The 22,463-nt window shown below is 73.9% G+C and carries 20 protein-coding genes; 15 read left to right on the top strand and 5 right to left on the bottom strand.

Annotated features, from left to right (window positions below):
- Positions 1–74: 74 nt before the first annotated feature.
- Complete coding sequence (locus tag ACIA5A_RS15575; RefSeq protein ID WP_396762228.1) at positions 75–443, top strand: TadE family type IV pilus minor pilin; 369 nt, start codon at positions 75–77, stop codon at positions 441–443.
- Positions 444–496: 53 nt separating this feature from the next.
- Positions 497–874 carry an Rv3654c family TadE-like protein gene (locus ACIA5A_RS15570; protein WP_396761843.1) on the top strand — a complete coding sequence of 126 codons (378 nt, stop codon included), beginning with the start codon at positions 497–499 and terminating at the stop codon, positions 872–874.
- Positions 875–1,091: 217 nt separating this feature from the next.
- On the opposite strand, the gene ACIA5A_RS15565 is transcribed toward ACIA5A_RS15570, so the two are convergent.
- The 3 genes from ACIA5A_RS15565 to ACIA5A_RS15555 form a co-directional block, all read right to left on the bottom strand.
- Positions 1,092–1,670, bottom strand: a complete 579-nt coding sequence (locus tag ACIA5A_RS15565) for a hypothetical protein (protein ID WP_396761840.1) — start codon at positions 1,668–1,670, stop codon at positions 1,092–1,094.
- Between the two features lie 258 nt (positions 1,671–1,928).
- A complete protein-coding gene (locus ACIA5A_RS15560; protein WP_089154522.1) occupies positions 1,929–2,135 on the bottom strand; it encodes a hypothetical protein in 207 nt (68 codons plus the stop codon).
- Positions 2,136–2,364: 229 nt separating this feature from the next.
- A complete protein-coding gene (locus tag ACIA5A_RS15555) occupies positions 2,365–4,920 on the bottom strand; it encodes a DEAD/DEAH box helicase (RefSeq protein ID WP_396762225.1) in 2,556 nt (851 codons plus the stop codon).
- A gap of 37 nt (positions 4,921–4,957) precedes the next feature.
- On the opposite strand from ACIA5A_RS15555, the gene ACIA5A_RS15550 reads away from it, so the two are divergent.
- From ACIA5A_RS15550 to ACIA5A_RS15520, 7 genes are all read left to right on the top strand, one after another.
- Positions 4,958–5,308, top strand: a complete 351-nt coding sequence (locus ACIA5A_RS15550; protein ID WP_091062772.1) for an STAS domain-containing protein — start codon at positions 4,958–4,960, stop codon at positions 5,306–5,308.
- Complete coding sequence (locus tag ACIA5A_RS15545; protein ID WP_181571355.1) at positions 5,308–5,745, top strand: ATP-binding protein; 438 nt, start codon at positions 5,308–5,310, stop codon at positions 5,743–5,745. The genes ACIA5A_RS15550 and ACIA5A_RS15545 overlap by 1 nt, the downstream gene beginning before the upstream one ends.
- Before the next feature lie 291 nt (positions 5,746–6,036).
- Complete coding sequence (locus ACIA5A_RS15540) at positions 6,037–8,385, top strand: sodium-translocating pyrophosphatase (protein WP_396761836.1); 2,349 nt, start codon at positions 6,037–6,039, stop codon at positions 8,383–8,385.
- A gap of 97 nt (positions 8,386–8,482) precedes the next feature.
- Positions 8,483–9,022 carry a hypothetical protein gene (locus ACIA5A_RS15535; protein ID WP_396761833.1) on the top strand — a complete coding sequence of 180 codons (540 nt, stop codon included), beginning with the start codon at positions 8,483–8,485 and terminating at the stop codon, positions 9,020–9,022.
- Entirely contained in the window at positions 9,013–9,612 is a 600-nt protein-coding gene (locus tag ACIA5A_RS15530) for a hypothetical protein (RefSeq protein WP_396761831.1), read from the top strand. The genes ACIA5A_RS15535 and ACIA5A_RS15530 overlap by 10 nt, the downstream gene beginning before the upstream one ends.
- 313 nt (positions 9,613–9,925) lie before the next feature.
- Positions 9,926–12,730, top strand: a complete 2,805-nt coding sequence (topA, locus tag ACIA5A_RS15525) for a type I DNA topoisomerase (protein ID WP_396761828.1) — start codon at positions 9,926–9,928, stop codon at positions 12,728–12,730.
- A gap of 102 nt (positions 12,731–12,832) precedes the next feature.
- The gene (locus ACIA5A_RS15520) at positions 12,833–13,786 is read left to right on the top strand and encodes an endonuclease domain-containing protein (protein WP_396761825.1); all 954 of its coding nucleotides are present in this window, start codon (positions 12,833–12,835) and stop codon (positions 13,784–13,786) included.
- A gap of 65 nt (positions 13,787–13,851) precedes the next feature.
- On the opposite strand, the gene ACIA5A_RS15515 is transcribed toward ACIA5A_RS15520, so the two are convergent.
- Positions 13,852–15,159, bottom strand: coding sequence for a D-arabinono-1,4-lactone oxidase (locus ACIA5A_RS15515; protein WP_396761822.1), 1,308 nt, complete (start codon positions 15,157–15,159; stop codon positions 13,852–13,854).
- Positions 15,160–15,387: 228 nt separating this feature from the next.
- Here ACIA5A_RS15515 and ACIA5A_RS15510 point away from each other — a divergent pair, with 228 nt between their 5' ends.
- Positions 15,388–15,963, top strand: coding sequence for a TetR/AcrR family transcriptional regulator (locus ACIA5A_RS15510; RefSeq protein WP_181572633.1), 576 nt, complete (start codon positions 15,388–15,390; stop codon positions 15,961–15,963).
- A gap of 54 nt (positions 15,964–16,017) precedes the next feature.
- Here ACIA5A_RS15510 and ACIA5A_RS15505 read toward each other — a convergent pair whose 3' ends face one another.
- Positions 16,018–17,226 carry an amino acid deaminase/aldolase gene (locus tag ACIA5A_RS15505; protein ID WP_396761819.1) on the bottom strand — a complete coding sequence of 403 codons (1,209 nt, stop codon included), beginning with the start codon at positions 17,224–17,226 and terminating at the stop codon, positions 16,018–16,020.
- A 307-nt stretch (positions 17,227–17,533) separates the two neighbouring features.
- Here ACIA5A_RS15505 and tmk point away from each other — a divergent pair, with 307 nt between their 5' ends.
- The 5 genes from tmk to ACIA5A_RS15480 all read left to right on the top strand — a co-directional run bounded on the left by tmk (position 17,534) and on the right by ACIA5A_RS15480 (position 22,361).
- Complete coding sequence (tmk, locus tag ACIA5A_RS15500) at positions 17,534–19,600, top strand: dTMP kinase (RefSeq protein ID WP_396762222.1); 2,067 nt, start codon at positions 17,534–17,536, stop codon at positions 19,598–19,600.
- Positions 19,597–20,904, top strand: coding sequence for a DNA polymerase III subunit delta' (locus tag ACIA5A_RS15495; RefSeq protein ID WP_396761816.1), 1,308 nt, complete (start codon positions 19,597–19,599; stop codon positions 20,902–20,904). Before tmk ends, ACIA5A_RS15495 begins: the two co-directional genes overlap by 4 nt.
- Positions 20,905–21,056: 152 nt before the next feature.
- Positions 21,057–21,386: a YbaB/EbfC family nucleoid-associated protein gene (locus ACIA5A_RS15490; RefSeq protein WP_396761813.1), complete on the top strand. Its 330-nt coding sequence runs from the start codon at positions 21,057–21,059 to the stop codon at positions 21,384–21,386.
- A gap of 1 nt (position 21,387) precedes the next feature.
- On the top strand, positions 21,388–21,693 hold the full coding sequence (locus ACIA5A_RS15485) for a hypothetical protein (RefSeq protein WP_396761810.1): 306 nt from the start codon (positions 21,388–21,390) through the stop codon (positions 21,691–21,693).
- The gene (locus tag ACIA5A_RS15480; protein WP_396761807.1) at positions 21,693–22,361 is read left to right on the top strand and encodes a hypothetical protein; all 669 of its coding nucleotides are present in this window, start codon (positions 21,693–21,695) and stop codon (positions 22,359–22,361) included. The genes ACIA5A_RS15485 and ACIA5A_RS15480 overlap by 1 nt, the downstream gene beginning before the upstream one ends.
- Positions 22,362–22,463 lie beyond the last annotated feature (102 nt).

Below are 22,463 nucleotides of genomic sequence, written 5' to 3'. Positions count from 1 at the left end.
GCCGCCGGCTCGGCGCGTCGACGGTTTCGGCGGCCGGCACGACGACGCCGTTCGACGGCCGGCGCGGCGTCGTCGTGGGGCCCCGGTCGTGGGATCTCCGGGAGCGGGGATCGTTCACCGCCGAGTTGGCGGCCGGCCTGCCGGCGTTGATGCTTCTCCTCTTCGCCGGGCTCACCTCGGTCGACGCGGTGACCACCCGGGCGGGCTGCGTGGACGCGGCCCGGGAGGCTGCCCTCGCCGCCGCCCGCGGTGAGCCAGGCGTCGCCGCGGGCGCCCGTTACGCGCCGGCCGGCGCGGAGGTGACGGTGACCGTGACCGGGGACCTGGTGACCGCCACCGTCCGAGCGCCGGTCCGGGCACTGGGCGCGCGGCTGCCCCGATTGACCGTGTCGGGCGTCGCGGTGGCCGCCGTGGAGCCCGGCGCTCCCGGTCCGGTGCCGTGACCGCCGCGGGACCGCCGCCGCTCGGGCCTGCGCCGTCCGGCTCCGGCCGGTCCGTGGACGGGGCGGACACCCCGACGACCGTCGACCGAGGTGGGGCGACCGTCTGCCTGCTCGCGCTCGGGCTGGTGTTCGTGCTGGTGGGCCTGTTCGGGGCCGGGCTCGGGGCGGCCCGGTGCGCCCGTCACCAGGCCCGGGTCGCGGCCGACTTCGGGGCGCTCGCGGGCGCCGGTCGTGCGCTCGACGGACCGGACGCCGCGTGCGGGCGGGCCGCGACGCTGGTGGCGGCCAACGGCGGCCGGCTGACCGGCTGCCGGACCGACGGTCTCGACGTGATAGTCACGGCGCAGGTGCGGGTCGCGCCGTTGCCCGGGCTGGTCCGCGCCGCGACGGCGACATCACGTGCCGGTCCGGCCCGGATCGGCGACCCCTGAGGCCGGCCCGGAGCGGCATCCCGACCGGTGGTGCTCAGGACAGGAGCGGGCCGGCCGGTGGTGCTCAGGACAGGAGCATCCCGACCGGCGCTGCTCAGGACAGGAGTGGGCAGCCTGCGCGCGGGGTCCGCAACAGAATCGGGTGGGACGCGCGACGTGACCGGGCGGCCGGCCGGCGGAGCCCGCCGTGAACGGGGTTCGCCGGCCGGCGTCGGGGTCAGCGGGACTGGAGGGCGTCCAGGCCCACCGCCATGGCGATCACCAGTCGACGGTCGATGTGCGGGTGCGGGATGTCCACGACGTACCGGTCGCGCAGGCCCCACTTCTTGTCGACGGAGAACACCGGCTGGCCGCCGGCCAGGAAGTCGAAGTGGTAGGGCAGCCAGGAGAGCGAGTCGACGAAGCGGCGCAGCAGCGCCACCGGCAGGCTGCGCTCCTGCCCGGTCGCCGGCGGCAGGCCGGGCTGCTCGACGTGCCAGGTCGACCGCAGCAGCGACTGGGCGAAGTCCTTGCGGAACAGGCCGATCGGGTTGCCGGCGTGGTCGGTCACGTCGTACGTGGCGCCCAGGTCGAGGCGCTGACGGGCCTTGAAGCCGAGGAGGGGGTACTGCTTGGTGTCATCGGTGTAGATGGTGACCTGCTCCTTGAAGGCGAGCCGCTTCTGCTGCGCGAACGCGAGCAGCCCGCCCTCGGAGCCGTCCGGTGCCACGGCGTGCACCTCGTACTGGTTGACCATCATCCGGATTCGCTGGCGGACGATGAACCGGTGCTGCGCCTGCAGGCTGTCGAGCGACATCTGATCTCCTTCGAGGGGTCGCCGGAGTCTCGCACAGCCCTGCCACCAGCGCGCGCCCACCAAACGCCGAGCCCGCCGCCCCGTCCGCCCGCCCGACCCCGGTCGGCGGTCCGCCCGTCGACTCGCCCTGCCCCGGCCGGTCAGGGTGGGGGCGCCGGGCGACGCCCGACGGGGGCTGGCCGCCGGTAGGCCATGCCCGCCTCGGCGAGCCGGGGAACCCTCCGGGGACGCCGTGGTCGGCGCGACACCGCGGGAGGGTCAGCGGCCGCCGTCGACAGTGGCCTTCATCGCCCAGGTGTTGAGCACCTGGTGGATGCCGCGCAGGCGTTCGTTTATCTGCTCCAGCCGCTCCGCCTGCGCCAGGTTCGCCAGCGCCGTGCCCAGCGCGATCTGCTGGTCGGGCGTGAGGCTTTCCTGGTCGATCGTGTAGAGCAGCTCGACGGTCTCGGCGATCGTGTCGGCCACGGTGGCACCTCCGGCGGGCGGGTGTCGGGGTCACGTCTGCGATACCGGAAATGATGCATGGAAGCGCTCCCATGCATCAATGCCCCAACGCCGCCGACCTCAAGCCCCCGTCCCACCAACCAGACGCGGGACCTCGCCGATCATGCACTCGCTGCCCGGGCGGATCGGGGTGAAAGGGACAAGATGTGGGCCGGAACCGCATGATCGACGAAGGGGGTGGGGGTGGGGGTCAGTCCGTCGGGTTGTGGGCGGTGGGGGATCGCCGGGCCGCCCGGTCGTCCTGCCGCGGTAGCACCCCGCCGCGCTCCACGTCCAGGGTCACCCCGCCGTGCGGCGTCGTCTCCGACGCGGCCGCGCGGGGCGATGCGGCGGCGAGGTTGGTGAGGACCACGTCGAGGACCTTCACCGCCTCCGGCTTGGCCAGCGGGTTGTTGCCGTTTCCGCACTTCGGGGACTGGACGCAGGACGGGCACCCGGTCTCGCACCCGCACTCGACGATCGCGTCGCGGGTGGCGCGCAACCAGGCGGTGGCAGTCCGGTACGCCCGCTCGGCGAAGCCCGCCCCGCCGGGGTGACCGTCGTAGACGAAGACGGTAGGCGCCTCGGTGTCCGGGTGCAGGGCGGTGGACAGCCCGCCGATGTCCCACCTGTCGCACGTCGCCATCAGCGGCAGCAGACCGATCGCGGCGTGCTCGGCGGCGTGCAGCGCCCCGGGCACGTCCGCCGCCTCCACCCCGGCGCGCGCCAGCGACCCGGGGGAGAGCGTGAACCAGACCGCGACGGTACGCAGCTCGCGCGCCGGCAGGTCCAGCGGACGGGTGTCGATCACCTCGCCGGTGGCGATGCGGCGCCGCTGGTAGGACACTACCTGGCTGGTCACGTCCACCTCGCCGAGGAAGAGCCCGACCGGCCCGGCGTCGGTGTACGAGCGGACGGAGACCACCGAGAGCGAGGTGACGTCCCGGGCGTGGGTGGACCAGTCCGGCTCCTCGGCGTGCACGAGCGCGCACCCGTCGGCCAGGTCGAGCGTGTCGACCACGTACGAGACGCCCTGGTGCAGGTAGACCGCGCCGGTGTGCAGCAGGAAGTGGGCGGAGCCGCCGTCGACGGTGCCGAGCAGCCGGCCGGTGGACTCCTCCACCACGCAGACCGGCGCGCCGCCCTCGCCGCGCAGGTCGACCTCGGGGCGCTCCCGGTGCCGCCAGTACCAGCCGGTGGGCCGCTGCCGCAGCGCGCCCGCCTCGACCAGCGAGTCCACCGCCTCCTTCGCCCCCTCGCCGAAGAGGTCCAGGTCGGCGGGGGTGAGCGGGGCCTCGTGCGCGGCGCAGGCGAGCTGCGGCGCGAGCACGTACGGGTTGGCCGGGTCGAGCACGGTGGCCTCGACCGGCCGCCCGAACAGCGCCTCCGGGTGGTGCACCAGGTAGGTGTCGAGCGGGTCGTCCCGGGCCACCAGCACCGCGAGGGCCTCGTCGCCGCTGCGCCCGGCGCGCCCGGCCTGCTGCCAGAGCGAGGCCCGGGTGCCAGGCCAGCCGCAGATCACCACCGCGTCCAGCCCGACCAGGTCGACGCCGAGTTCGAGCGCGTTGGTGCTGGCCAGGCCGAGCAGGTCGCCGTGCAGCAGCGCCCGTTCCAGCTCCCGGCGTTCCTCGCGCAGGTAGCCGGCGCGATAGGCGGCCACCCGGCCGCCCAGCCCGGGCACCGCCTCGTCGAGCGTCCGCCGCGCGGTCGCGGCGACCACCTCGGCACCCTTGCGGGACCTGACGAAGGCGAGCGTGCGGACCCCCTCGACCACGCTGTCGGCGAGCAGGTCGGCGGTCTCCCGCAGCGCGGAGCGCCGGACCGACACCAGGTCGGCGAGTTCCACGTCCGAGGAGGGCGGCGGCAGCAGCGGCGGCTCCCAGAGCGCGAACGTCACCCCGCCGCGCGGCGACGTGTCCTCGGTGACGGCGGTGACGGGCAGGCCGGTGAGCCGCCCGGCCGCCGTCGCCGGGTCGCCCGACGTGGCGGAGGCAAGCAGGAACACGGGGGTACGCCCGTAACGCGCGCACTGCCGGCGCAGTCGTCGCAGCACGTGCGCGACGTGCGAGCCGAACACGCCCCGGTAGGTGTGGCACTCGTCGACCACCACGTACGCGAGCCGGCGCAGGAAGCCGGACCAGTGCGCGTGCCCGGGGAGGATCCCGTGGTGCAGCATGTCCGGGTTGGTCAGCACGAACCGGGCGTGCCGGCGGATCCACTCCCGCTCGGTGCGCGGCGTGTCCCCGTCGTAGGTGGCGGGGCGTACCCCGTCGAGGTCCAGGGCGGCGACGGCGCGGAGCTGGTCGGCGGCGAGCGCCTTGGTCGGGGCGAGGTAGAGCACCGTGGCGCGGGGGTCGTCGAGCAGGGTGCTCAGCGCCGGGAGCTGGTACGCCAGGGACTTGCCGGACGCCGTTCCGGTGGCCACCACGACGTGCTGGCCCGCGTACGCCAGCTCGGCGGCCTCGGTCTGGTGCCGCCACGGGGTGACGACGCCGCGTCGCGCGAACGCCGCCCGCAGGTCGTCCGGCGCCCAGTCGGGCCACGGCGCGGGCTCGCCGGCGCGGGCCGGGACCCGCTCGACGTGGGTGACCGGGTCGGTGGTGTGGCGCAGCCGCAACCGCCGCAGCAGCTCGCCCGGGGCGTGCCTCGGGCCGGGCCTGTCGTCGGTCACGTCCTGCACTCTCGCACTGGTGTTCGGAATTGGGAACCGCAGGGTGGGGGTATGGGGACGGGCAGGCCGGCGACCCGGGGCGGTCGCGCGGAGGATGGTTAGATGCCCAGGAGAGTTTACCGAGGAGGGGCCGATGGAGCTGTCGCTGGCGACCCACGCCGTGGGGGAGCACACGGTGCTGGAGGTCGGCGGTGAGGTGGACGTCTACACCGCCCCCCGGCTGCGGGAACGGCTCATCGAGCTGATCGACGGCGGGGCCCGCCACGTGGTGGTGGACCTGGGGCGGGTGGACTTCCTGGACTCCACCGGGCTCGGCGTGCTGGTCGGCGCGCTCAAGCGGCTCCGGTCGGCCGGCGGCTCGTTCGCGCTGGTCTGCGACAAGGAGCCGCTGCTCAAGATCTTCCGGATCACCGCGCTGGACCAGGTCTTCCCGCTGCACCCGACGGTCGACGCGGCGATCGCCGCCGACTCCACCGGCGCGTGATGGCCACCGTCAAGCTCTCCTTCTCGCCCGCCCCGGTCCACGTCCGCACCGCCCGTCTGGTCGGTGTCGCGGTGGCCCGTCGGGCCGGCGTGCGTGAGGACCTGCTCGACGAGGTGCGCCTGGCCATCGGTGAGGCGTGCACCCGGGCGGTCGCCCTGCACCGGCAGTACGGGCTGGCGGAGCCGGTGTACGTGGAGATGTCCGACGGCGGCTCGTACACGGTGCGGGTGGTGGACCGGGCCCCGATCGAGGCGGGCCTCGGGCTGGCCGCGCTCGGCCCGGACGAGCTGGCCAAGGAGTCGCTCAGCGAGGACGCGCTCACCACCGGCGTGGGCTTCGCCCTGCTCGCCGGTTTCGTGGAGGACCTCCAGGTCCGCCCGGTCGACGAGGGTGTCGGCACCGAGGTCCGGATGGCCTGGCCGGCCGGCCGCGCCTGACCCGTTCCGTCCGCAGGCCGCGTTCCCCGACGGGGAGCGCGGCCTCGTCGTGTCGACCGCCCTATATATCAGATTTCCTCGCATAACACAGTTACGAAGATCATCAAGAGTGGGTGCCCCCTCGGTGTGACCCTCACCACGCGGGAGGGCTACAGTACCCGGGTTGTCAGCAAGTGATCGCTGCCCGCAGCCAGCGGGAACGGGTGGATGGCGCGCGCTGGCGAGTTCGCATCCAGGCGTCGGACCGTGCGTCTCCACGAGCCGACGCGTGTTCGGTACAGGAGGACACAGATGTCCGGGACCTTGGCCGCCGACGGCGGCGCACTGTCCCTTACCGGAGCCAACGTGACGTACGTCGTCATCGCCGCGGTCATCGCGCTGGTGGCGCTCGTCTTCGCCGCCGCCTTGACCAAGGCGGTACTGGCAGCCGGTACGGGAACCACGAACATGCAGGAGATCTCCGGGGCGGTGCAGGAGGGCGCGTCCGCGTACCTGCTGCGGCAGTTCCGCACCCTGGCGATCTTCGTGGTGATCGCCGTCGTACTGCTGTTCCTGCTGCCGGTGCACGACACCGACGGCAACCAGACGCTGGTGAAGATCGGCCGCTCGGCGTTCTTCGTGGTGGGTGCGCTGTTCAGCGCGTTCATCGGCGGCGCCGGCATGTGGCTGGCCACCCGCGCCAACCTGCGGGTCGCCGCCGCCGCGCGCGAGCGCGAAGGCGGGCGCGAGGGCGCCATGAAGATCGCCTTCCGCACCGGCGGCGTGGTCGGCTTCCTCACCGTCGGCCTCGGCCTGTTCGGCGCGGCGCTGGTCGTCATCCTGTTCAAGGGCGACGCCCCGACCGTGCTGGAGGGCTTCGGCTTCGGCGCCGCGCTGCTCGCGATGTTCATGCGGGTCGGCGGCGGCATCTTCACCAAGGCCGCCGACGTCGGCGCCGACCTGGTCGGCAAGGTCGAGCAGGGCATCCCGGAGGACGACCCGCGCAACGCCGCGACCATCGCCGACAACGTCGGCGACAACGTCGGTGACTGCGCCGGCATGGCCGCCGACCTCTTCGAGTCGTACGCGGTCACGCTCGTCGCCGCGCTGATCCTCGGCCGGGCCGCGTTCGGCGAGGACGGCCTGGTCTTCCCGCTGATCATCTCCACCATCGGCGTGCTGGTCGCGATCGTCGGCGTGTTCATCACCCGGCTGCGCACCAGCGACCGCAACGGCCTCACCGCGATCAACCGGGCCTTCTACATCTCCGCGGTGATCTCCGCGGTGCTGGTGGCGGTCGCCGCGTTCGCCTACCTGCCGGCCACCTTCGGTGAGCTGGAGGGCGGGCTGACCGACGTGGACCGCAACCCGCGACTGGTGGCCATCGGCGCGGTCGTGATCGGCATCGTGCTCGCCGCCGCGATCCAGGCGCTCACCGGCTACTTCACCGAGACCAACAAGCGTCCGGTGCAGGACATCGGCAAGAGCTCGCAGACCGGCGCCGCCACCGTCATCCTCGCCGGCATCAGCGTCGGCCTGGAGTCGGCGGTCTACTCGGCGCTGCTCATCGGCGCCGGCGTGTTCGGCGCGTTCCTGCTCGGCGGCAGCTCGATCACGCTGTCGCTGTTCGCGGTCGCGCTGGCCGGCACCGGCCTGCTCACCACCGTCGGCGTCATCGTCGCGATGGACACGTTCGGCCCGATCTCCGACAACGCGCAGGGCGTCGCGGAGATGTCCGGCGACATCGACGAGCACGGCGCGCGGACGCTCACCGAGCTGGACGCGGTAGGCAACACCACCAAGGCGATCACCAAGGGCATCGCGATCGCCACCGCGGTGCTGGCCGCGACCGCGCTGTTCGGCTCGTACACCGACACGCTCCGCTCGTCGTACGCGGACGCGGGCGTCGGCGACGTCGGCACCGAGATCCTCAACGCGCTGAACGTGGCGAACCCGCGCAACCTGGTCGGCCTGATCATCGGCGCGGCGGTGGTCTTCCTCTTCTCCGGTCTGGCCATCAACGCGGTCTCCCGCTCGGCCGGCGCGGTGGTGATGGAGGTACGCCGTCAGTTCCGCGAGCTGCCCGGCATCATGGACCGCACCCAGCGGCCCGAGTACGGCAAGGTCGTGGACATCTGCACCCGGGACGCGCAGCGCGAGCTGATGACCCCCGGCCTGCTGGCCATCCTGGCCCCGATCGCGGTCGGCTTCGGCCTCGGCCCGGGCGCGCTCGCCTCCTACCTGGCCGGCGCGATCGGCGCGGGCACGCTGATGGCGGTCTTCCTGGCCAACTCCGGCGGTGCCTGGGACAACGCCAAGAAGCTGGTCGAGGACGGCGCGTACGGCGGCAAGGGCTCCGAGTCGCACTCCGCCACGGTCATCGGCGACACCGTCGGCGACCCGTTCAAGGACACCGCCGGCCCGGCGATCAACCCGCTGATCAAGGTGATGAACCTGGTCTCGCTGCTGATCGCCCCGGCCGTGGTGGCCTGGAGCGTGGGCGACGACCGGAACACCCCGCTGCGGATCACGATCGCCGTGGTGGCCGCGCTGATCATCGTGGCGGCAGTGGTGTTCAGCAAGCGCAAGGGCGTGGCGATGGACGACTCCGACCGTGGGGCCGGCACGCCGGACCAGCACGCGGAGACGGTCAACGCCTGATCTCCACCGGACGGTTCCCGGTCGGCCGTCGGCCGGCCGGGAACCGTGCCAAACCTGACCGGTGGCAGTTCCACCCGGAGGTCGTACGCTGCATCGCATGCGTACGTGCCGGGCGGCGACCGCCGGAAAGCTCACGGTGGTCCTGGCCACGCTCGTGCTCGTCGTCGCCGGCTGCGGCGGCCCCAGTCCACGGGCCTGGGCCGCCTCGGTCTGCCAGGCGCTCGGCCCGTGGCGCGCGGAGATCTCCAAGCTGACCAGCAGCACCCAGCAGCAGATGACCGCGCAGACCACGCCGACGCAGGCCAAGGAGAACCTGGTGCGGCTCTTCGCCGGGGCCGAGCAGGCCAGCGAGACGGCCCGGCGCAAGGTCGAGGAGGCGGGCGTGCCCGAGGTCGAGCGCGGCACCGAGGTCTCGGCCGGGTTCCGGGGCTCGCTGGGCAAGATGCGCGACGCCTACGGCCGGGCCCGGACCACCATCGACGGGCTCGACACCGCCCAGGCCGGCCCGTTCTACGACGGCGTGCGCGCCGCCGTGGACACGCTGAACAAGGAGTACGACGCGAGCGCGCTGGACACCAGCAGGCTCAACTCGCCCGAACTCAAAGAGGCCTTCGACGAGGTCCCGGAGTGTCGCTGACGCCACCCTCCCCGCATCCGGCCCGCCAGCCCTCGCTGTTCTCCACCGAGGCGGCCGATCCCGCGCTGGCGGACCTCGCCGGCCTGCTCGCCGGGCCGGCGGAGGTGGTGCGGATGGGTGGCACGGCGCGGCTCGCCGTGGTGGTGGACGCGGCCTGGCGGGTGCACGTGCTGGTGGCCGAGCTGCGCGCCCGGGGGGTGCCGGCGAGCTGGGAGCCGACCGAGGACGGCCGGCACCGGGTCCGCACCGCGTACGCGACCACCCTGGCCCCGCTCGCGCGGGCCTGGCTGCGGGGCGCCGCGAAGCGGCCACCGGCCCGGTTCCACCTGGACGGGCGGCGGCTGCGGCTCTGGGTCGCCGCCGCCGGGATGGCCGAGCCGGCCGGGTTCCGGCTCGGGCTCGGCCCGGCCGACGAGCCGACCTGGCCGGCGGTGCGCGCCGCGCTGGCGGCGGTGGGACTGCCGGCCGCGTTCGTCGAGCCGGACGAGGGCGGGCCGGCGTACCGGATCGGGGGGCGGCGGGTGCGCCGGCTCGCCGAACTGGTGGGGGAGCGGCCCCCGGCCGCGCCGGTAGGCGACTGGCCGGGCTGACCGGCCGCGCAACCCCGCCGGGTGTCCGATCACGGACACCCGCTCCGGCTGCTCGGGGCAGGAAAACGACCGGGGTGACCTCCGCCGGGCGGTGTGTGATCGTCACAGTGACCCGCTCGGCGCCCTACCCACGGTGTACGGTGGCGCCGTCCGGCAGGGTTCGGCCGGCGGTCGCCGGGGAGCGACCCGTTTGCCGCCCACGAAACCCGGAACGTGGACGGCGCGTTACGTTGGACGTCCGGGCCACCGACGGTCCGGACGGTGCAACACGGCCCGAAGCGGGCATGGCGTAGGAGTGAGGTCGGGGAGAGACGTGCCGAGCAACGCTGGAACCACCCGTCTGGTCATCGTCGAGTCACCGGCGAAGGCCAAGACGATCTCGGGCTACCTCGGCCCGGGGTACGTCGTGGAGGCCAGCTTCGGCCACGTCCGGGACCTGCCCCGCAACGCCGCCGACGTCCCGGCGAAGTACAAGGGCGAGCCGTGGGCGCGCCTCGGCGTCGACGTCGACAACGGCTTCCACGCGCTCTACGTGGTCTCCGCCGACCGGCGCCAGCAGATCAGCAAGCTGGTGAAGCTGGCCAAGGAGGTCGACGAGATCTTCCTGGCCACGGATGAGGACCGCGAGGGCGAGGCGATCGCCTGGCACCTGGTGGAGACACTCAAGCCCAAGGTGCCGGTCAAGCGGATGGTCTTCCACGAGATCACCAAGCCGGCCATCCAGGCCGCGGTGGCCAACCCCCGGGAGATCGACCGCGACCTGGTCGACGCCCAGGAGGCCCGGCGCATCCTCGACCGGCTCTACGGCTACGAGGTCTCCCCGGTGCTGTGGAAGAAGGTCATGCCGAAGCTCTCGGCGGGCCGGGTGCAGTCCGTGGCGACCCGGATCGTGGTCGAGCGGGAGCGCCAGCGGATGGCGTTCCGCACCGCCGAATACTGGGACATCCTGGCCACCCTGGCGGTGGCGAAGCCGGGCGAGGGCCCGCGCACCTTCAACGCCACGCTCGTCGCGCTGAACGGCGACCGGATCGCCACCGGCAAGGACTTCGAGCCGACCACGGGCCGGGTCCGCGCCGGCGCGGGCGTCGTCCACCTCGACGAGGGCGGGGCCCGCGGGCTCGCCGCCCGCCTGGCGGACCGGCCGTTCACCGTCACCCGGGTCGAGGAGAAGCCCTACCGCCGTCGCCCGTACGCGCCGTTCATCACCTCCACGCTCCAGCAGGAGGCGGCCCGCAAGCTGCGGTTCTCGTCACAGCAGACGATGCGCACCGCGCAGCGGCTCTACGAGAACGGCTACATCACCTACATGCGTACCGACTCGGTGAACCTGTCGGAGACCGCGATCGCCGCGGCCCGCCGGCAGATCGTCGAGCTGTACGGCGAGCGCAGCGTGCCGCCGGAGCCGCGCCGCTATACCGGCAAGGTGAAGAACGCGCAGGAGGCGCACGAGGCGATCCGCCCGGCGGGGGACAACTTCCGCACCCCGGGCGACGTGGCCAAGGAGCTGTCCGGCGAGGAGTTCAAGCTCTACGAGCTGATCTGGCGGCGCACCATCGCCTCGCAGATGACCGACGCGGTCGGCTCCAGTGTGTCGGTGCGGATCCGGGCCGTGTCGTCGGCGCAGGAGGAGGCCGACTTCGGCGCCACCGGCAAGACCATCACCGACCCGGGTTTCCTGCGCGCCTACGTCGAGTCGAGCGACGACGAGAACGCCGAGGCCGAGGACGCCGAGCGGCGGCTGCCCACGCTGGTCAAGGACCAGCCGCTGACCGCCGACGAGCTGGCCGCGCAGGGCCACCACACCCAGCCGCCGTCGCGCTACACGGAGGCGTCGCTGGTCAAGGCGCTGGAGGAGCTGGGCATCGGCCGCCCCTCCACCTACGCGTCGATCATGCAGACCATCCAGGACCGGGGATACGTCGTCAAGCGCGGCCAGGCGATGATCCCGACGTTCCTGGCGTTCGCCGTGATCGGGCTGATGGAGCGGCACTACCCGCGCCTGATCGACTACGACTTCACCGCCAGCATGGAGAACGAGCTGGACGAGATCGCCGGCGGCGACCACGCCGCGGTCGACTTCCTGACCTCCTTCTACTTCGGCAGCGCCAACGGGACCGGCGACCAGGCCATCGCGCACGCCGGTGGGCTGAAGAAGCTGGTCACCGAAAACCTCAGCGAGATCGACGCGCGCAGCGTCAACTCCATCCTGCTGCACACCGACGACGAGGGGCGCGAGGTCGTCGTCCGGGTCGGCCGCTACGGGCCGTACCTCCAGCGGGCGCTGCCGGGCGGCGAGCAGCCGGCGCCGGCAGCCGAGGGCGAGGAGGGCGGCGCCCAGGGTGACCGGGCGCCGATCCCGGAGGGCCTGGCCCCCGACGAGCTGACCCCGGAGAAGGTGCACGAGCTGTTCCTCGGCGGCGGGGGCGAGCGCAAGCTCGGCGACGACCCGTCGACCGGCGAGCCCATCCTGCTCAAGTCCGGCCGCTTCGGCCCGTACGTGGCCAGCGGGGAGCGGAAGTCGTCGCTGCTGCGGTCGCAGTCGCCTGACGACCTCACCCTGGACCAGGCGCTGCGGCTGCTCAGCCTGCCCCGGCTGGTGGGCGTGGCCCCGGACGGCGGCGAGGTCTTCGCCAACAACGGCCGCTACGGCCCGTACGTCAAGCGCGGTGACGAGTTCCGCTCGCTGGACTCGGAAGACAAGATGTTCACCGTCACGCTGGACGAGGCGCTGGCGTTGCTGGCCGCCCCGAAGACGCGCCAGCGTCGGGCCGCCGCGCCGCCGCTGCGGGAGATGGGCGTCGACCCGCTCACCGAGAAGCCGCTGGTGATCAAGGACGGCCGCTTCGGCCCGTACGTCACGGACGGGGAGTTCAACGCGTCGCTGCGGCGCGCGCAGACGCCGGAGGCGCTGACGCTGGAAGAGGCGTCCGAGATGCTCGCCGAGAAGCGGGCGAAGGGCCCGGCCCCGAAGAAGAAGGCCACCAAGAAGGCCGCCCCGGCCAAGAAGACCACGGCCGCGAAGAAGACCACCGCAGCGGCCAAGAAGACCACGGCCGCCAAGAAGGCCCCGGCCAAGAAGGCGGCCCCCAGGAAGGCGACCGCAACCCCGAACGAGTGATCTTGGAAGGAAATGGCCCTCCTGGGGGCCGTCTCCTTCCAAGATCTTCGAGTTGTCCACAGGGGCGGCGGGAGGCCGGTCCGGGCGGGCAATGTCGGGCGGGTGGTGGCTTCCTGGGCGGGGATGCGGCGAGCGCTCCCCTCGGATGACGCGGACGAGCTGACCTGGTTGCTCTTCCGGCAGGAGGACGTGCTCAGCGTCGGCCAAGCCTCTGCTCACCTCAGCCGCAAGGCGATCCGGCACCGGTTGGCGACGGGCCGGTGGCGCCAGGCCCATCGAGGGGTCCTCGTGGCGCACAACGGCCCGGTCAGTTCCGCTCAGCGTCGTTGGATCGCGGTGCTGGCTGCCGGCCCCGCCGCGCTGATCGGCGGCATCACCGCAGCCCGGGCGGGCGGGTTACGGGGGTTTCCGGACCGGGTCGTGCACCTGCTTCTGCCGGCCACTGTTCGTCGCGCTCCCCTGCCGGCCGGTGTGCTGGCGCACCGGACGACCCGTCTGCCGGAACGGGACGTGGTGCCGGTCGGGCAGCCGCCACGCACCTCGATGGCCCGGTCGGTGGTCGACGCGGCCCAGTGGGCACCGTCCGACGCTCAGTCCCGGGCGATCGTGGCGGCCGCCTTCCAGCAGCGCCTCATCGTCGACACCGAGCTGCACGAGGTGCTCACCCGGATGCCGCGAATCCGTCGCCGCCGGCTGATCCTGTCCACCGCCCTCGACGCCGCAGGTGGCGCGCACTCCCTCGGTGAGCTGGACCTGCTCACGCTGGTGCGGCGCGGCGGTCTGCCCGAGCCGACCCGCCAGGTGGTCCGGCGCGACTCGGCTGGCCGGCGGCGCTACCTCGACGCCTACTTCGAACAGTGGCGGGTGCACGTCGAGGTGGACGGCGGACAGCATCTCGATCCCGCGCACGCCTGGGCGGACATGCGCCGACAGAACGACCTCTGGGTGGAAGGTGACCGGGTTCTCCGGTTTCCTTCCTGGGCTCTGCGCGCCGACCCGGAGACGGTGCTCGCCCAACTTCGCACCGCCCTCCGCGCTGCCGGCTGGCCGGGCTGAGGATCCCCGGCAGATCTTGGAAGCGGACGGCCCCCAGGAGGGCCGCCATCTTCCAAGATCTCGCCTCAGGAGCCGAGGATCTGGCGGAGGTACTGGTTCTCGAAGAGGCGCTGGGGGTCCAGGCGGGCCCGCAGGGCCTGGAAGTCGCCGAATCTCGGATAGGCGGACGCCAACGACCCGGCGTCGCGCCAGTGCAGCTTGCCCCAGTGCGGCCGCCCGCCCAGCTCGGTCGCCACCTGCTCGAACGCCCGGAAGTACGGCTCGTACGGCATGCCGGCGTACTGGTGGACGGCGATGTAGGCGGAGTCGCGCCGGTAGGAGTGGGAGAGCCAGATGTCGTCGGCGGCGGTGAACCGCACCTCGACCGGGAACAGCACCTTGAACGGCATCCGGTCGACGATCCGGCGCAGTTCGGTGAGCGCCTCGGTCAGCGCGTCGCGCGGCAGGCCGTACTCCATCTCCACGAAGCGGACCCGGCGCGGGGTGCAGAAGACCCGGTCGGAGCGGCCGGTGTAGGTGCGTTCGGTGAGCGCGCGGGCGGACACGGCGCTGATCCGGGGGGCCAGGGCGGGCGCGGCGCGGCCGAGGCGGCAGGCCCCGGCGAAGACGGTGTTGGACAGGAACTCGTCGTCCAGCCAGCCGCGCCAGCGGGGCAGCGGCCGGTCGTCGGCGGGTACCCGGTCGTTGGTCTTGACCTGGACCCGGTCGGTGTAGGGGAACCAGTAGAACTCGGCGTGGTCGTGCGGCTCGTAGAGACCGGGCAGGTCGGCGAGCACGTCGGAGAGCGCGGCCGGCCGTTCGTGGGCGCGCAGCACGAACGCGTCCACGCAGCGCAGGGTGACCTCGACCAGCACGCCGAGGGCGCCCAGCCCGACCCGCGCCGCGTCGAACACGTCGGGGTGCTCGTCGGCGGAGCAGCGCAGCACCTCGCCGGTGCCGGTGACGAGCGTCAGCCCGGCCACGAAGGTGGAGAGGCAGCCGAGCTTCGCGCCGGTGCCGTGGGTGCCTGTGGAGAGCGCGCCGGCGATGGTCTGCGCGTCGATGTCGCCGAGGTTGGGCATGGCCAGCCCGTGCCCGGCGAGCAGGGCGTTGAGCGTGTGCAGCGTCATCCCGGCCGGTACGGTGACCAGGCGGCGTGTCACGTCGACGGTGACGTCGGTCTCCAGCTCGGCGAGGTCGAGCCGGTGCCCGTCGGCGACGGCGGTGGCGGTGAAGGAGTGGCCGCTGCCGACGGCCCGGATGCTCCGGCCGGCGTCGGCGGCGCGGTGGACCGCCGCGGCGACGTCCGCCACGCTACGGGGGCGCTCGGTGACCAGCGCCGTGCTGTGTTGGTTGCCGGCCCAGTTGGACCAGGCGGCGGGGGGACCGGCCATGGCGAACACTCCTCGACATGAATATGAACTGAATTCATATCAGGAACGTTGTGCCTGGTAAATACCGCAATCGAGCCCGGCTCGTTGTACCGGTAGTCACGGTCTCGTGACGTGCAGATATGTTCATCCGTCGAAGGGGGGTGGCGCCGAGTGTCCACACCAGCCGCCACGACCGGGCCGCTGCGTCGGGTACCGGTGCAGGGTCGAAGTGTCGCGCGCGTCCAGCGGATGCTGGACGCCTGCGCCGAGCTCGTCGACGAGGTGGGGTACGAGGGCTTGACCACGACCCTGCTCGCCGAGCGTGCCGAGGTGGCGATCGGGTCCGTCTACCAGTTCTTTCCGGACAAGCGGGCGATCGTGCAGGCGCTGACCCTGCGCACGATGGAGTCCTACCTCCAGCGGCTCGACGAGCGTTTCGCCTCGGACGACCTGACCCACTGGTGGGACGGGGTCGACGCGGCGATCGACGAGTACATCTCGATGCACCGCACGGTCCCCGGTTTCCGTACCCTGCACTTCGGCGACGTGGTCGACCTGCACCTGCTGGACGACCAGCGGGACAACAACGGCGTGATCGCCGAGCAGCTCGCCCGCGTACTCACCGAGCGGTTCGGCCTGGCCGGGGTGCCCGACCTGCGGTTCCACCTGGAGGTCGCGGTCGAGGCCGCGGACGCCCTGATCAAGTTGGCGTTCCGCCGCCGCGCGGACGGCGACGAGCGGGTGCTGGTCGAGGCGAAGGCGCTGATCCGGGAATACCTGCACCGGCAGGTCAACGCCCCGGTCGAGGCCGTGCGCCAGGGCTGAGCGGCACGCCGGGCGGCGGGTTCTGAGAGTGCGCCAGGACCCGCCGTCGTCATGTCAGAGGAAGGCCCGGCCCTCGCCCCGGTAGGTGGCCGCGGTCGCCACCACGGCGTCGCCCTCCACCAGGTGCACCTCGTTGACGTGCTCGCACACCTCACCTGCCTTGGCGTGGCGGAACCAGACCCGGTCGCCGACCCGCAGCGCGTCCGCCGCGTCGCCGGCGAGCGGCGTCTGCACCTCGCCCGCGCCCTCCGCGCCGAGCAGCGTCAATCCGGCCGGCAGCCACGGCCGGGGCAGCCGGCTCGCCGCCGCCGGGCCGGAGGCGATCCAGCCGCCGCCGAGCACGGTGGCCAGCCCGGGCGCCGGCCGGCGGACCACCGCGCAGGCGAAGAACGCCGCCGGGGTCGGCCGCCAGGCACGGTACGCGTCGAACAGCGTCGGCCCGTAGAGCCCGGAGCCGGCGGTGACCTCGGTGACCGCCGGGTCGGCGCTGGTGGCGGCCACGCTGCCGGTGCCGCCGCCGTTGACGAACTCCAGGTCGGCGTGCTCGCGGACGGCGGCGACCGCGGCCGACCGGCGGGCCAGCAGCTCCCGGTACGACCCGCGCTGGGCGACCCGGATCGCGGAGCCGGTCAGCGCCTGCCCGGGCGGGGCGTCACCGAGCCCGGCGATCTGTGCCTCGTACGACATCAGGCCGACCAGCCGGAAGCCCGGCCGGCCGGCGACGGCGGCGGCGAGCGCGCCGGCCGCCCGGGCGCTGTGCACCGGCGAGCGGCGCACGCCGACGTGCACCCGACCCCGCAGCGGTCGCCAGGAGGCGTCCAGGTCCAGGCAGATCCGCAGCGCGGGCCGGCGCTGCGGCGGGCACACCCGGTCGATCAGGTCGAGCTGCGCGGCGTCGTCGACCATCAGGGTGACCGCCTCGGCGGCGGTCGGGTCTCCGGCCAGGTCGGCGAGCGCCCCCCGGTGTGCGGTGGGGTAGGCGACCAGCACGTCGTCGGCGACACCGCCCCGGGCCAGCCAGAGCGCCTCGGGCAGGGTGAAGGCCATCACGCCGTGCCAGCCGGGCCGCTTGAGCGCCCGGGTGAGCAGCTCGCGGACCCGCACCGACTTGCTCGCCACCCGCAGCGGCTTGCCGCCGGCCCGGCCGGCCAGCGCGTCGGCGTTGGCGTCGAACGCGGAGAGGTCGACCACCGCGTACGGCGGGTCGAGGTGGGCGGTCGCCCGGTCGAGACGATCGCGAAGTTCGGCACGGTCGATGGCCACGTCTGCACGCTAACTGTCTGGACGCCAATGCGAAATACCCTCGCGTCTGTCCGGGCTGCGGGCGGGGGTCCCGGCGGCCTAGGCTCGGCGAGCAGGTGAATGTCGCGGCAGGCGGTGCCCTCCGCGCGACTAGAGTGTTCCACCGGGGATGCCCAGACCTGGGCCGGCACGTGGAGGTACGGCCATCGAAAGCCAGAAGAACGGCGAGTCGTCCGGCGTGTCGTCGCCCGGCACACAGGCCGACCGGTCCGGCTTCGCCGCGATCCGCTCGGTGCTGCGCATCCGGCCGTTCCGCCGGCTGTGGATCGTGCTCAGCGCGGCCTCCTTCGGCGACTGGCTCGGCCTGCTCGCCACCGCGCTGTTCGCCGCCTCCCAGGTGTCCGGCAGCACCGCCCAGGGCGCGGCCTTCGGCGGCGTGACCGCGATCCGGCTGCTGCCCGCGTTGGTGCTCGGCCCGATCGCGGGTGTCTTCGCCGACCGGTTCGACCGCCGGTGGACCATGGTCATCTGCGACCTGCTGCGCTTCGTGCTCTTCGCCTCGATCCCGCTCTACGCGCTGACCGGTGCCGCGGGTGGCCTGGTGGTCGGCTGGGCGCTGATCGCCACCTTCCTGATCGAGTCGATCACGTTGCTGTGGATCCCGGCCAAGGAGGCGGCGGTCCCCAACCTGATCCCGCGCACCCGGCTGGAGACGGCCAACCAGCTCACCCTGATCACCACGTACGGCCTGACCCCGGTCGCCGCAGCCATCATTCTGGCAGTGCTGACCCGCGGTCTGCCCAGCGCGGTAGGGGGTGACCTGCCCAACTGGGCCCAGCCGGCCCAGCTCGCGCTCTGGTTCAACGCCTTCTCCCGGCTGGCCACCGCGCTCGTGGTGGCGTTCGGGATCAAGGAGATCAGCGAGGCCCAGCGCGGCGAGGCGGCGCGCACCGAGCAGAGCATGTTCCGCCAGTTCTCCGAGGGCTGGAAGTTCATCGGTCAGACCCCGCTGGTGCGCGGCCTGGTGCTGGGCATCTTCGGCGCGTTCGCCGGCGGCGGCATCGTGGTCGGCACGGGCAAGTTCTTCGCCAACTCGCTGGGCGCCGGTGACGCCGCGTTCTCGCTGCTCTTCGGCGCCATCTTCGTGGGCCTGGCGCTCGGCATCGGGCTCGGCCCGATGATCGTGCGGGACATGTCCCGGCGCCGCTGGTTCGGCATGAGCATCGTGCTGGCCAGCGCGTCCGTGCTGGTGCTCGCGTTCGCCATCCACCTGTCCATGGCCATCGTCGGCGCGATCCTGGTCGGCGCCGGGGCCGGCATGGCGTTCCTGGCCGGCACCACGCTGCTCGGCGGCGAGGTCGCCGACGAGGTGCGCGGCCGGGTCTTCGCGGTGGTGCAGATCGGCACCCGGCTGGTGCTGATCCTCGCCATCGCGCTGAGCAGCCTCCTGGTCGGCGTCGGCGGCTCCCGCCAGCTCACCATCGCCGACCTGGGCATCTCCATCTCCTCGACCCGACTGCTGCTCCTCGCGGCCGGCGCCGCAGGCATCTTCGCCGGGATCAGCGCGTTCGGCCAGATGGACGACAAGAAGGGCGTACCGGTCCTCGCCGACCTCTGGGGCTCGATCCGGGGCCGTCCGCTGATGCCGGCCGAGCCGTTCGTCTCCTCCGGCCTGTTCGTGGTCTTCGAGGGCGGCGAGGGCGCCGGCAAGTCCACCCAGCTCGCCGCGCTCGCCGAGCGGCTGCGCGGCGGGGGCCGTGAGGTGGTCGTCACCCGCGAGCCGGGTGCCACCGCTGTCGGCGAGCGGATCCGCTCGCTGGTGCTGGGCACCACCGGAGACGCCGCGCCGTCGCCGCGCGCCGAGGCGCTGCTCTACGCCGCCGACCGCGCCCACCACGTCGCCACCGTGGTCCGCCCGGCGCTGGTCCGCGGGGCGGTGGTGATCAGCGACCGGTACGTCGACTCGTCCCTGGCCTACCAGGGCGCCGGCCGGACGCTGCCGGTCGACGAGGTCTCCTGGCTCTCCTCCTGGGCCACCGGCGGGCTCAAGCCCGACCTGGTGGTCCTGCTCGACGTCGATCCGCACACCGGGCTGAGCCGGGTGGCCGCCCGCAACGAGGACGCCGATCGGCTGGAGGCCGAGTCGGTGGCGTTCCACGAGCGGGTCCGCTACGCGTTCCTCGACCTGGCCGCCGGCGACCCGAAGCGTTATCTGGTCCTGGACGCGTCGCGACCGGTCGAGGAGATCACCGCCGCGGTCGCGCGCCGGGTGGACGAGTTCCTCGTCGACCCGGCCGGGATCGTGCACCCGCGCCCGGCCCAGGGCCCGGACACCTCGGTCCAGCCCGAGTTATCCGACGCGGAGCTTGTGACGATGGAGCAACGCCGAAGATGACCGACGTCTTCGCCGACCTGGTCGGGCAGGACGAGGCGGTGGCGACGCTGCGACGGGCCGCCGCGTCCGCCGCCGCGCTGCTGCGGGCCGGCGCGCCGGTGGCGACGCCCGCCGGCGGCGGGGACACCGACGGGTACGACGACCTCGACGCGCTCGCCGAACAGTTCGACCAGCCCGGCGACGAGCCGGGTGAGGTGCCCGCCGCCGAGGCCGATCCGGGCGCCGGGATGACGCACGCGTGGATCTTCACCGGGCCGCCCGGCTCCGGCCGCTCGGTGGCCGCCCGCGCGTTCGCCGCCGCGTTGCAGTGCGTGCACGGCACCGGCTGCGGCCGCTGCCCCGGCTGCCACACCACGCTGGCCGGCACCCACGCCGACGTGCGGCTCGTGGTGCCCGAGGGGCTCTCCATCGGTGTCGGCGAGATGCGCGCGCTGGTGCTGCGCGCGGCGAGCACGCCGTCCGGCGGCCGGTGGCAGATCGTGATCATCGAGGACGCCGACCGGCTCACCGAGGCCGCCGGCAACGCGCTGCTGAAGGCCGTCGAGGAGCCGCCCCCGCGTACCGTCTTCCTGCTCTGCGCCCCGTCCACCCACCCGGACGACGTCTCGGTGACGATCCGCTCGCGGTGCCGGGTCGTGCCGCTGCGCCAGCCGCCGGCCGGCGCGGTGGCCGAGGTGCTGGAGCGTTGGGACGGCATCGCCCCCGACGTGGCGCAGTGGGCTGCCGCCGCCGCGCAGGGGCACGTGGGCCGGGCCCGGCGGCTGGCCCGCGACCCGGAGGCCCGGCAGCGCCGGGAGGCGGTGCTCGCCGTGCCGCGCCGGCTCACCGGTGTGGGCGCGGCGTTCGACGCCGCCTCGGCGCTGATCGAGGCCGCCGAGGCGGAGGCCGCCGCCTCGGTCGCCGAGGCCGACGAGGCGGAGCGGGCGGCGTTGCAGACCGCGCTCGGCGCGGGCGGCACCGGCCGGGGCGCGGCCGGCGCCATGCGGGGCGCCGCCGGTCAGCTCAAGGAGCTGGAGAGACGGCAGAAGTCGCGGGCCACCCGGGCCCAGCGGGACGCGCTCGACCGGGCGCTGGTCGACCTGGCCGGCTTCTACCGGGACGCGCTCACCATGGCGCTGCGGGCGCCCGTCGAACCGGTGCACACCGACACCGCGACGACGGCCGCGGCCGGGGCGCGGAAGTGGGACGCCGAGGGCTCGCTGCGCCGCCTGGAGGCGGTGCTGGAGTGCCGGGCGGCGATCGAGGCGAACGTCAAGCCACGGATCGCTGTCGAGGCGATGATGCTCTCCCTCTGGCGGGGCTGAACCCGCCGCCCGCACGCTGTCCACAGGGCATCGACACGCGCGATTGACGTGCGGTACGGTCCGGTGATGCCGTGGTGACCGAGGCGGCACGCTCAGTGATGGCGGCGTCGGGGTGGGGCCGGCGGTGCCGACCGGCCGGGAGGAGTGCGCCGATGGCGCGGGGGGAGATCGACGAGGCCTGGATCGAGGAGGCGGTGCGGCGCTACCGCCGCATCGGGACCCTGCAGGCCGAGTTCGACCAGGCGGTCGCCACGGTGGAGGTCACCGTCCGGTCACCCGACGGGCTGGTCGAGGTGGTGGTCACCGCCGGCGGACGGATCACCGACGTCCGCTTCCTCGGGCCGCTGCACCAGCGCCACCCGCGCGACGTGGCCGGCTCGGTGCAGGCCGCGGTGACCGCCGCCGCCGACGCCGCGCAGTGGGCCCGGGAGAAGCTGCACAACGAGACCTTCGCGGCCTACCGGCCGCTGGCGGGAGCCTGAGATGGAATCGCTGCGCGCGCTGGCCGCCCGCCTCGACGACGCCGGCGCCACGCTCGCCACGCTGGCCCGCACGGTGACCGCCACCGACCCGCCGCACCCGGCGTTCGGCGCCCACGCCACCGGCCGGCCCGGCGAGGTGGGGCGGGCCCTGCACCGGCAGTGGACGGCGGCCACCGCCGACCGGGCGCGTGAGGCACAGGCCGCCGCGAATCGGCTGGCCGCCGCCGCGGCGGCGTTGCGCAGCGCCGCCGAACGCTACGCGGCGGCCGACGACGCGGTGTCCCGCCGGTTCGCCCGGGAGGCCTGATGGACGCGCTGGACCGCCTCGCCGAGCCGGGCCTCGACCTGCTCACCCGGGTCGACACGCTGCTCGCCGCCGGTGCTCCCGAGGGGCACCGGCTCTGGCCGCTGCTGCGCCGGATGCAGGTGCTCCCCGGCGCGGCCGTGCGTGAGTTCCTCGACCTGCACCCCGCGCCGCTGACCGGCGCCGGTCACGCGGTGCGCCGGCTCGTCCGCGGCTACGACGACGCCTGCGCCGTCCTCGCCGACCAGGTCGCCTGGTCCGGATCGGCCGCCGCGGCCTACGACGACGCGCGCGCCGCCCTGCTCCGGCACCTCGACGAGGGGCCGGAGAGCCTGGTCGGCCGGTTGGAGTCCACCGCCGGCTACTCGGACGCGCTGGCCGGTTGGGTGGAGAGCAGCCGGGCCGCGCTGGCCCGGGTGCTCGCCGAGGTGCTCGGCTCCGCCGAGGCGGTCACCGTGAACGCCGCCGCCCGGCCCGGGGTCGAGGCCGGCCCGGTCGGCGCCGCCGCGGCGGCGGAGATCGCCACCCGGGTGCTGAGTGTGCTCGGGGTGGCCTACGACGGGGCCGAGACGCTGCTGCGCCAGTGGGGGCCGAGCCTGGCGGAGACGACCTGGCGGGACCGCGCCGTCAGCGGGCCGCGCTACGGCGGCACCACGCGGATCGGCTACTGACGGTCCACGGCGTCGGCCCCCCGCCCCGGCGGGGGCGGGGGCCCCCGGGGGGGGCCGGGGGCCGGCCCCCCCCCCCCCCCCGGGGTTGCCTGGGACAAACAC

Origin of the sequence: Micromonospora sp. NPDC051300, from assembly GCF_044455315.1 — a bacterium.
GTDB classification, from domain to species: domain Bacteria; phylum Actinomycetota; class Actinomycetes; order Mycobacteriales; family Micromonosporaceae; genus Micromonospora; species Micromonospora robiginosa.
Note: the sequence above shows the minus strand (reverse complement) of the source record. Positions and strands in the feature narration are given on the sequence as shown.

What these genes read in the sequence shown, in the direction of transcription:
- ACIA5A_RS15565 (WP_396761840.1), bottom strand. Translation starts at nt 1,670, where the DNA reads ATGTCGCTCGACAGCCTGCAGGCGCAGCACCGGTTCATCGTCCGCCAG.
- ACIA5A_RS15550 (WP_091062772.1), top strand. Translation starts at nt 4,958, where the DNA reads ATGGAGCTGTCGCTGGCGACCCACGCCGTGGGGGAGCACACGGTGCTG.
- ACIA5A_RS15545 (WP_181571355.1), top strand. Translation starts at nt 5,308, where the DNA reads ATGGCCACCGTCAAGCTCTCCTTCTCGCCCGCCCCGGTCCACGTCCGC.
- ACIA5A_RS15540 (WP_396761836.1), top strand. Translation starts at nt 6,037, where the DNA reads ATGTCCGGGACCTTGGCCGCCGACGGCGGCGCACTGTCCCTTACCGGA.
- ACIA5A_RS15535 (WP_396761833.1), top strand. Translation starts at nt 8,483, where the DNA reads ATGCGTACGTGCCGGGCGGCGACCGCCGGAAAGCTCACGGTGGTCCTG.
- ACIA5A_RS15515 (WP_396761822.1), bottom strand. Translation starts at nt 15,159, where the DNA reads ATGGCCGGTCCCCCCGCCGCCTGGTCCAACTGGGCCGGCAACCAACAC.
- ACIA5A_RS15510 (WP_181572633.1), top strand. Translation starts at nt 15,388, where the DNA reads ATGCTGGACGCCTGCGCCGAGCTCGTCGACGAGGTGGGGTACGAGGGC.
- ACIA5A_RS15495 (WP_396761816.1), top strand. Translation starts at nt 19,597, where the DNA reads ATGACCGACGTCTTCGCCGACCTGGTCGGGCAGGACGAGGCGGTGGCG.
- ACIA5A_RS15490 (WP_396761813.1), top strand. Translation starts at nt 21,057, where the DNA reads ATGGCGCGGGGGGAGATCGACGAGGCCTGGATCGAGGAGGCGGTGCGG.
- ACIA5A_RS15485 (WP_396761810.1), top strand. Translation starts at nt 21,388, where the DNA reads ATGGAATCGCTGCGCGCGCTGGCCGCCCGCCTCGACGACGCCGGCGCC.
- ACIA5A_RS15480 (WP_396761807.1), top strand. Translation starts at nt 21,693, where the DNA reads ATGGACGCGCTGGACCGCCTCGCCGAGCCGGGCCTCGACCTGCTCACC.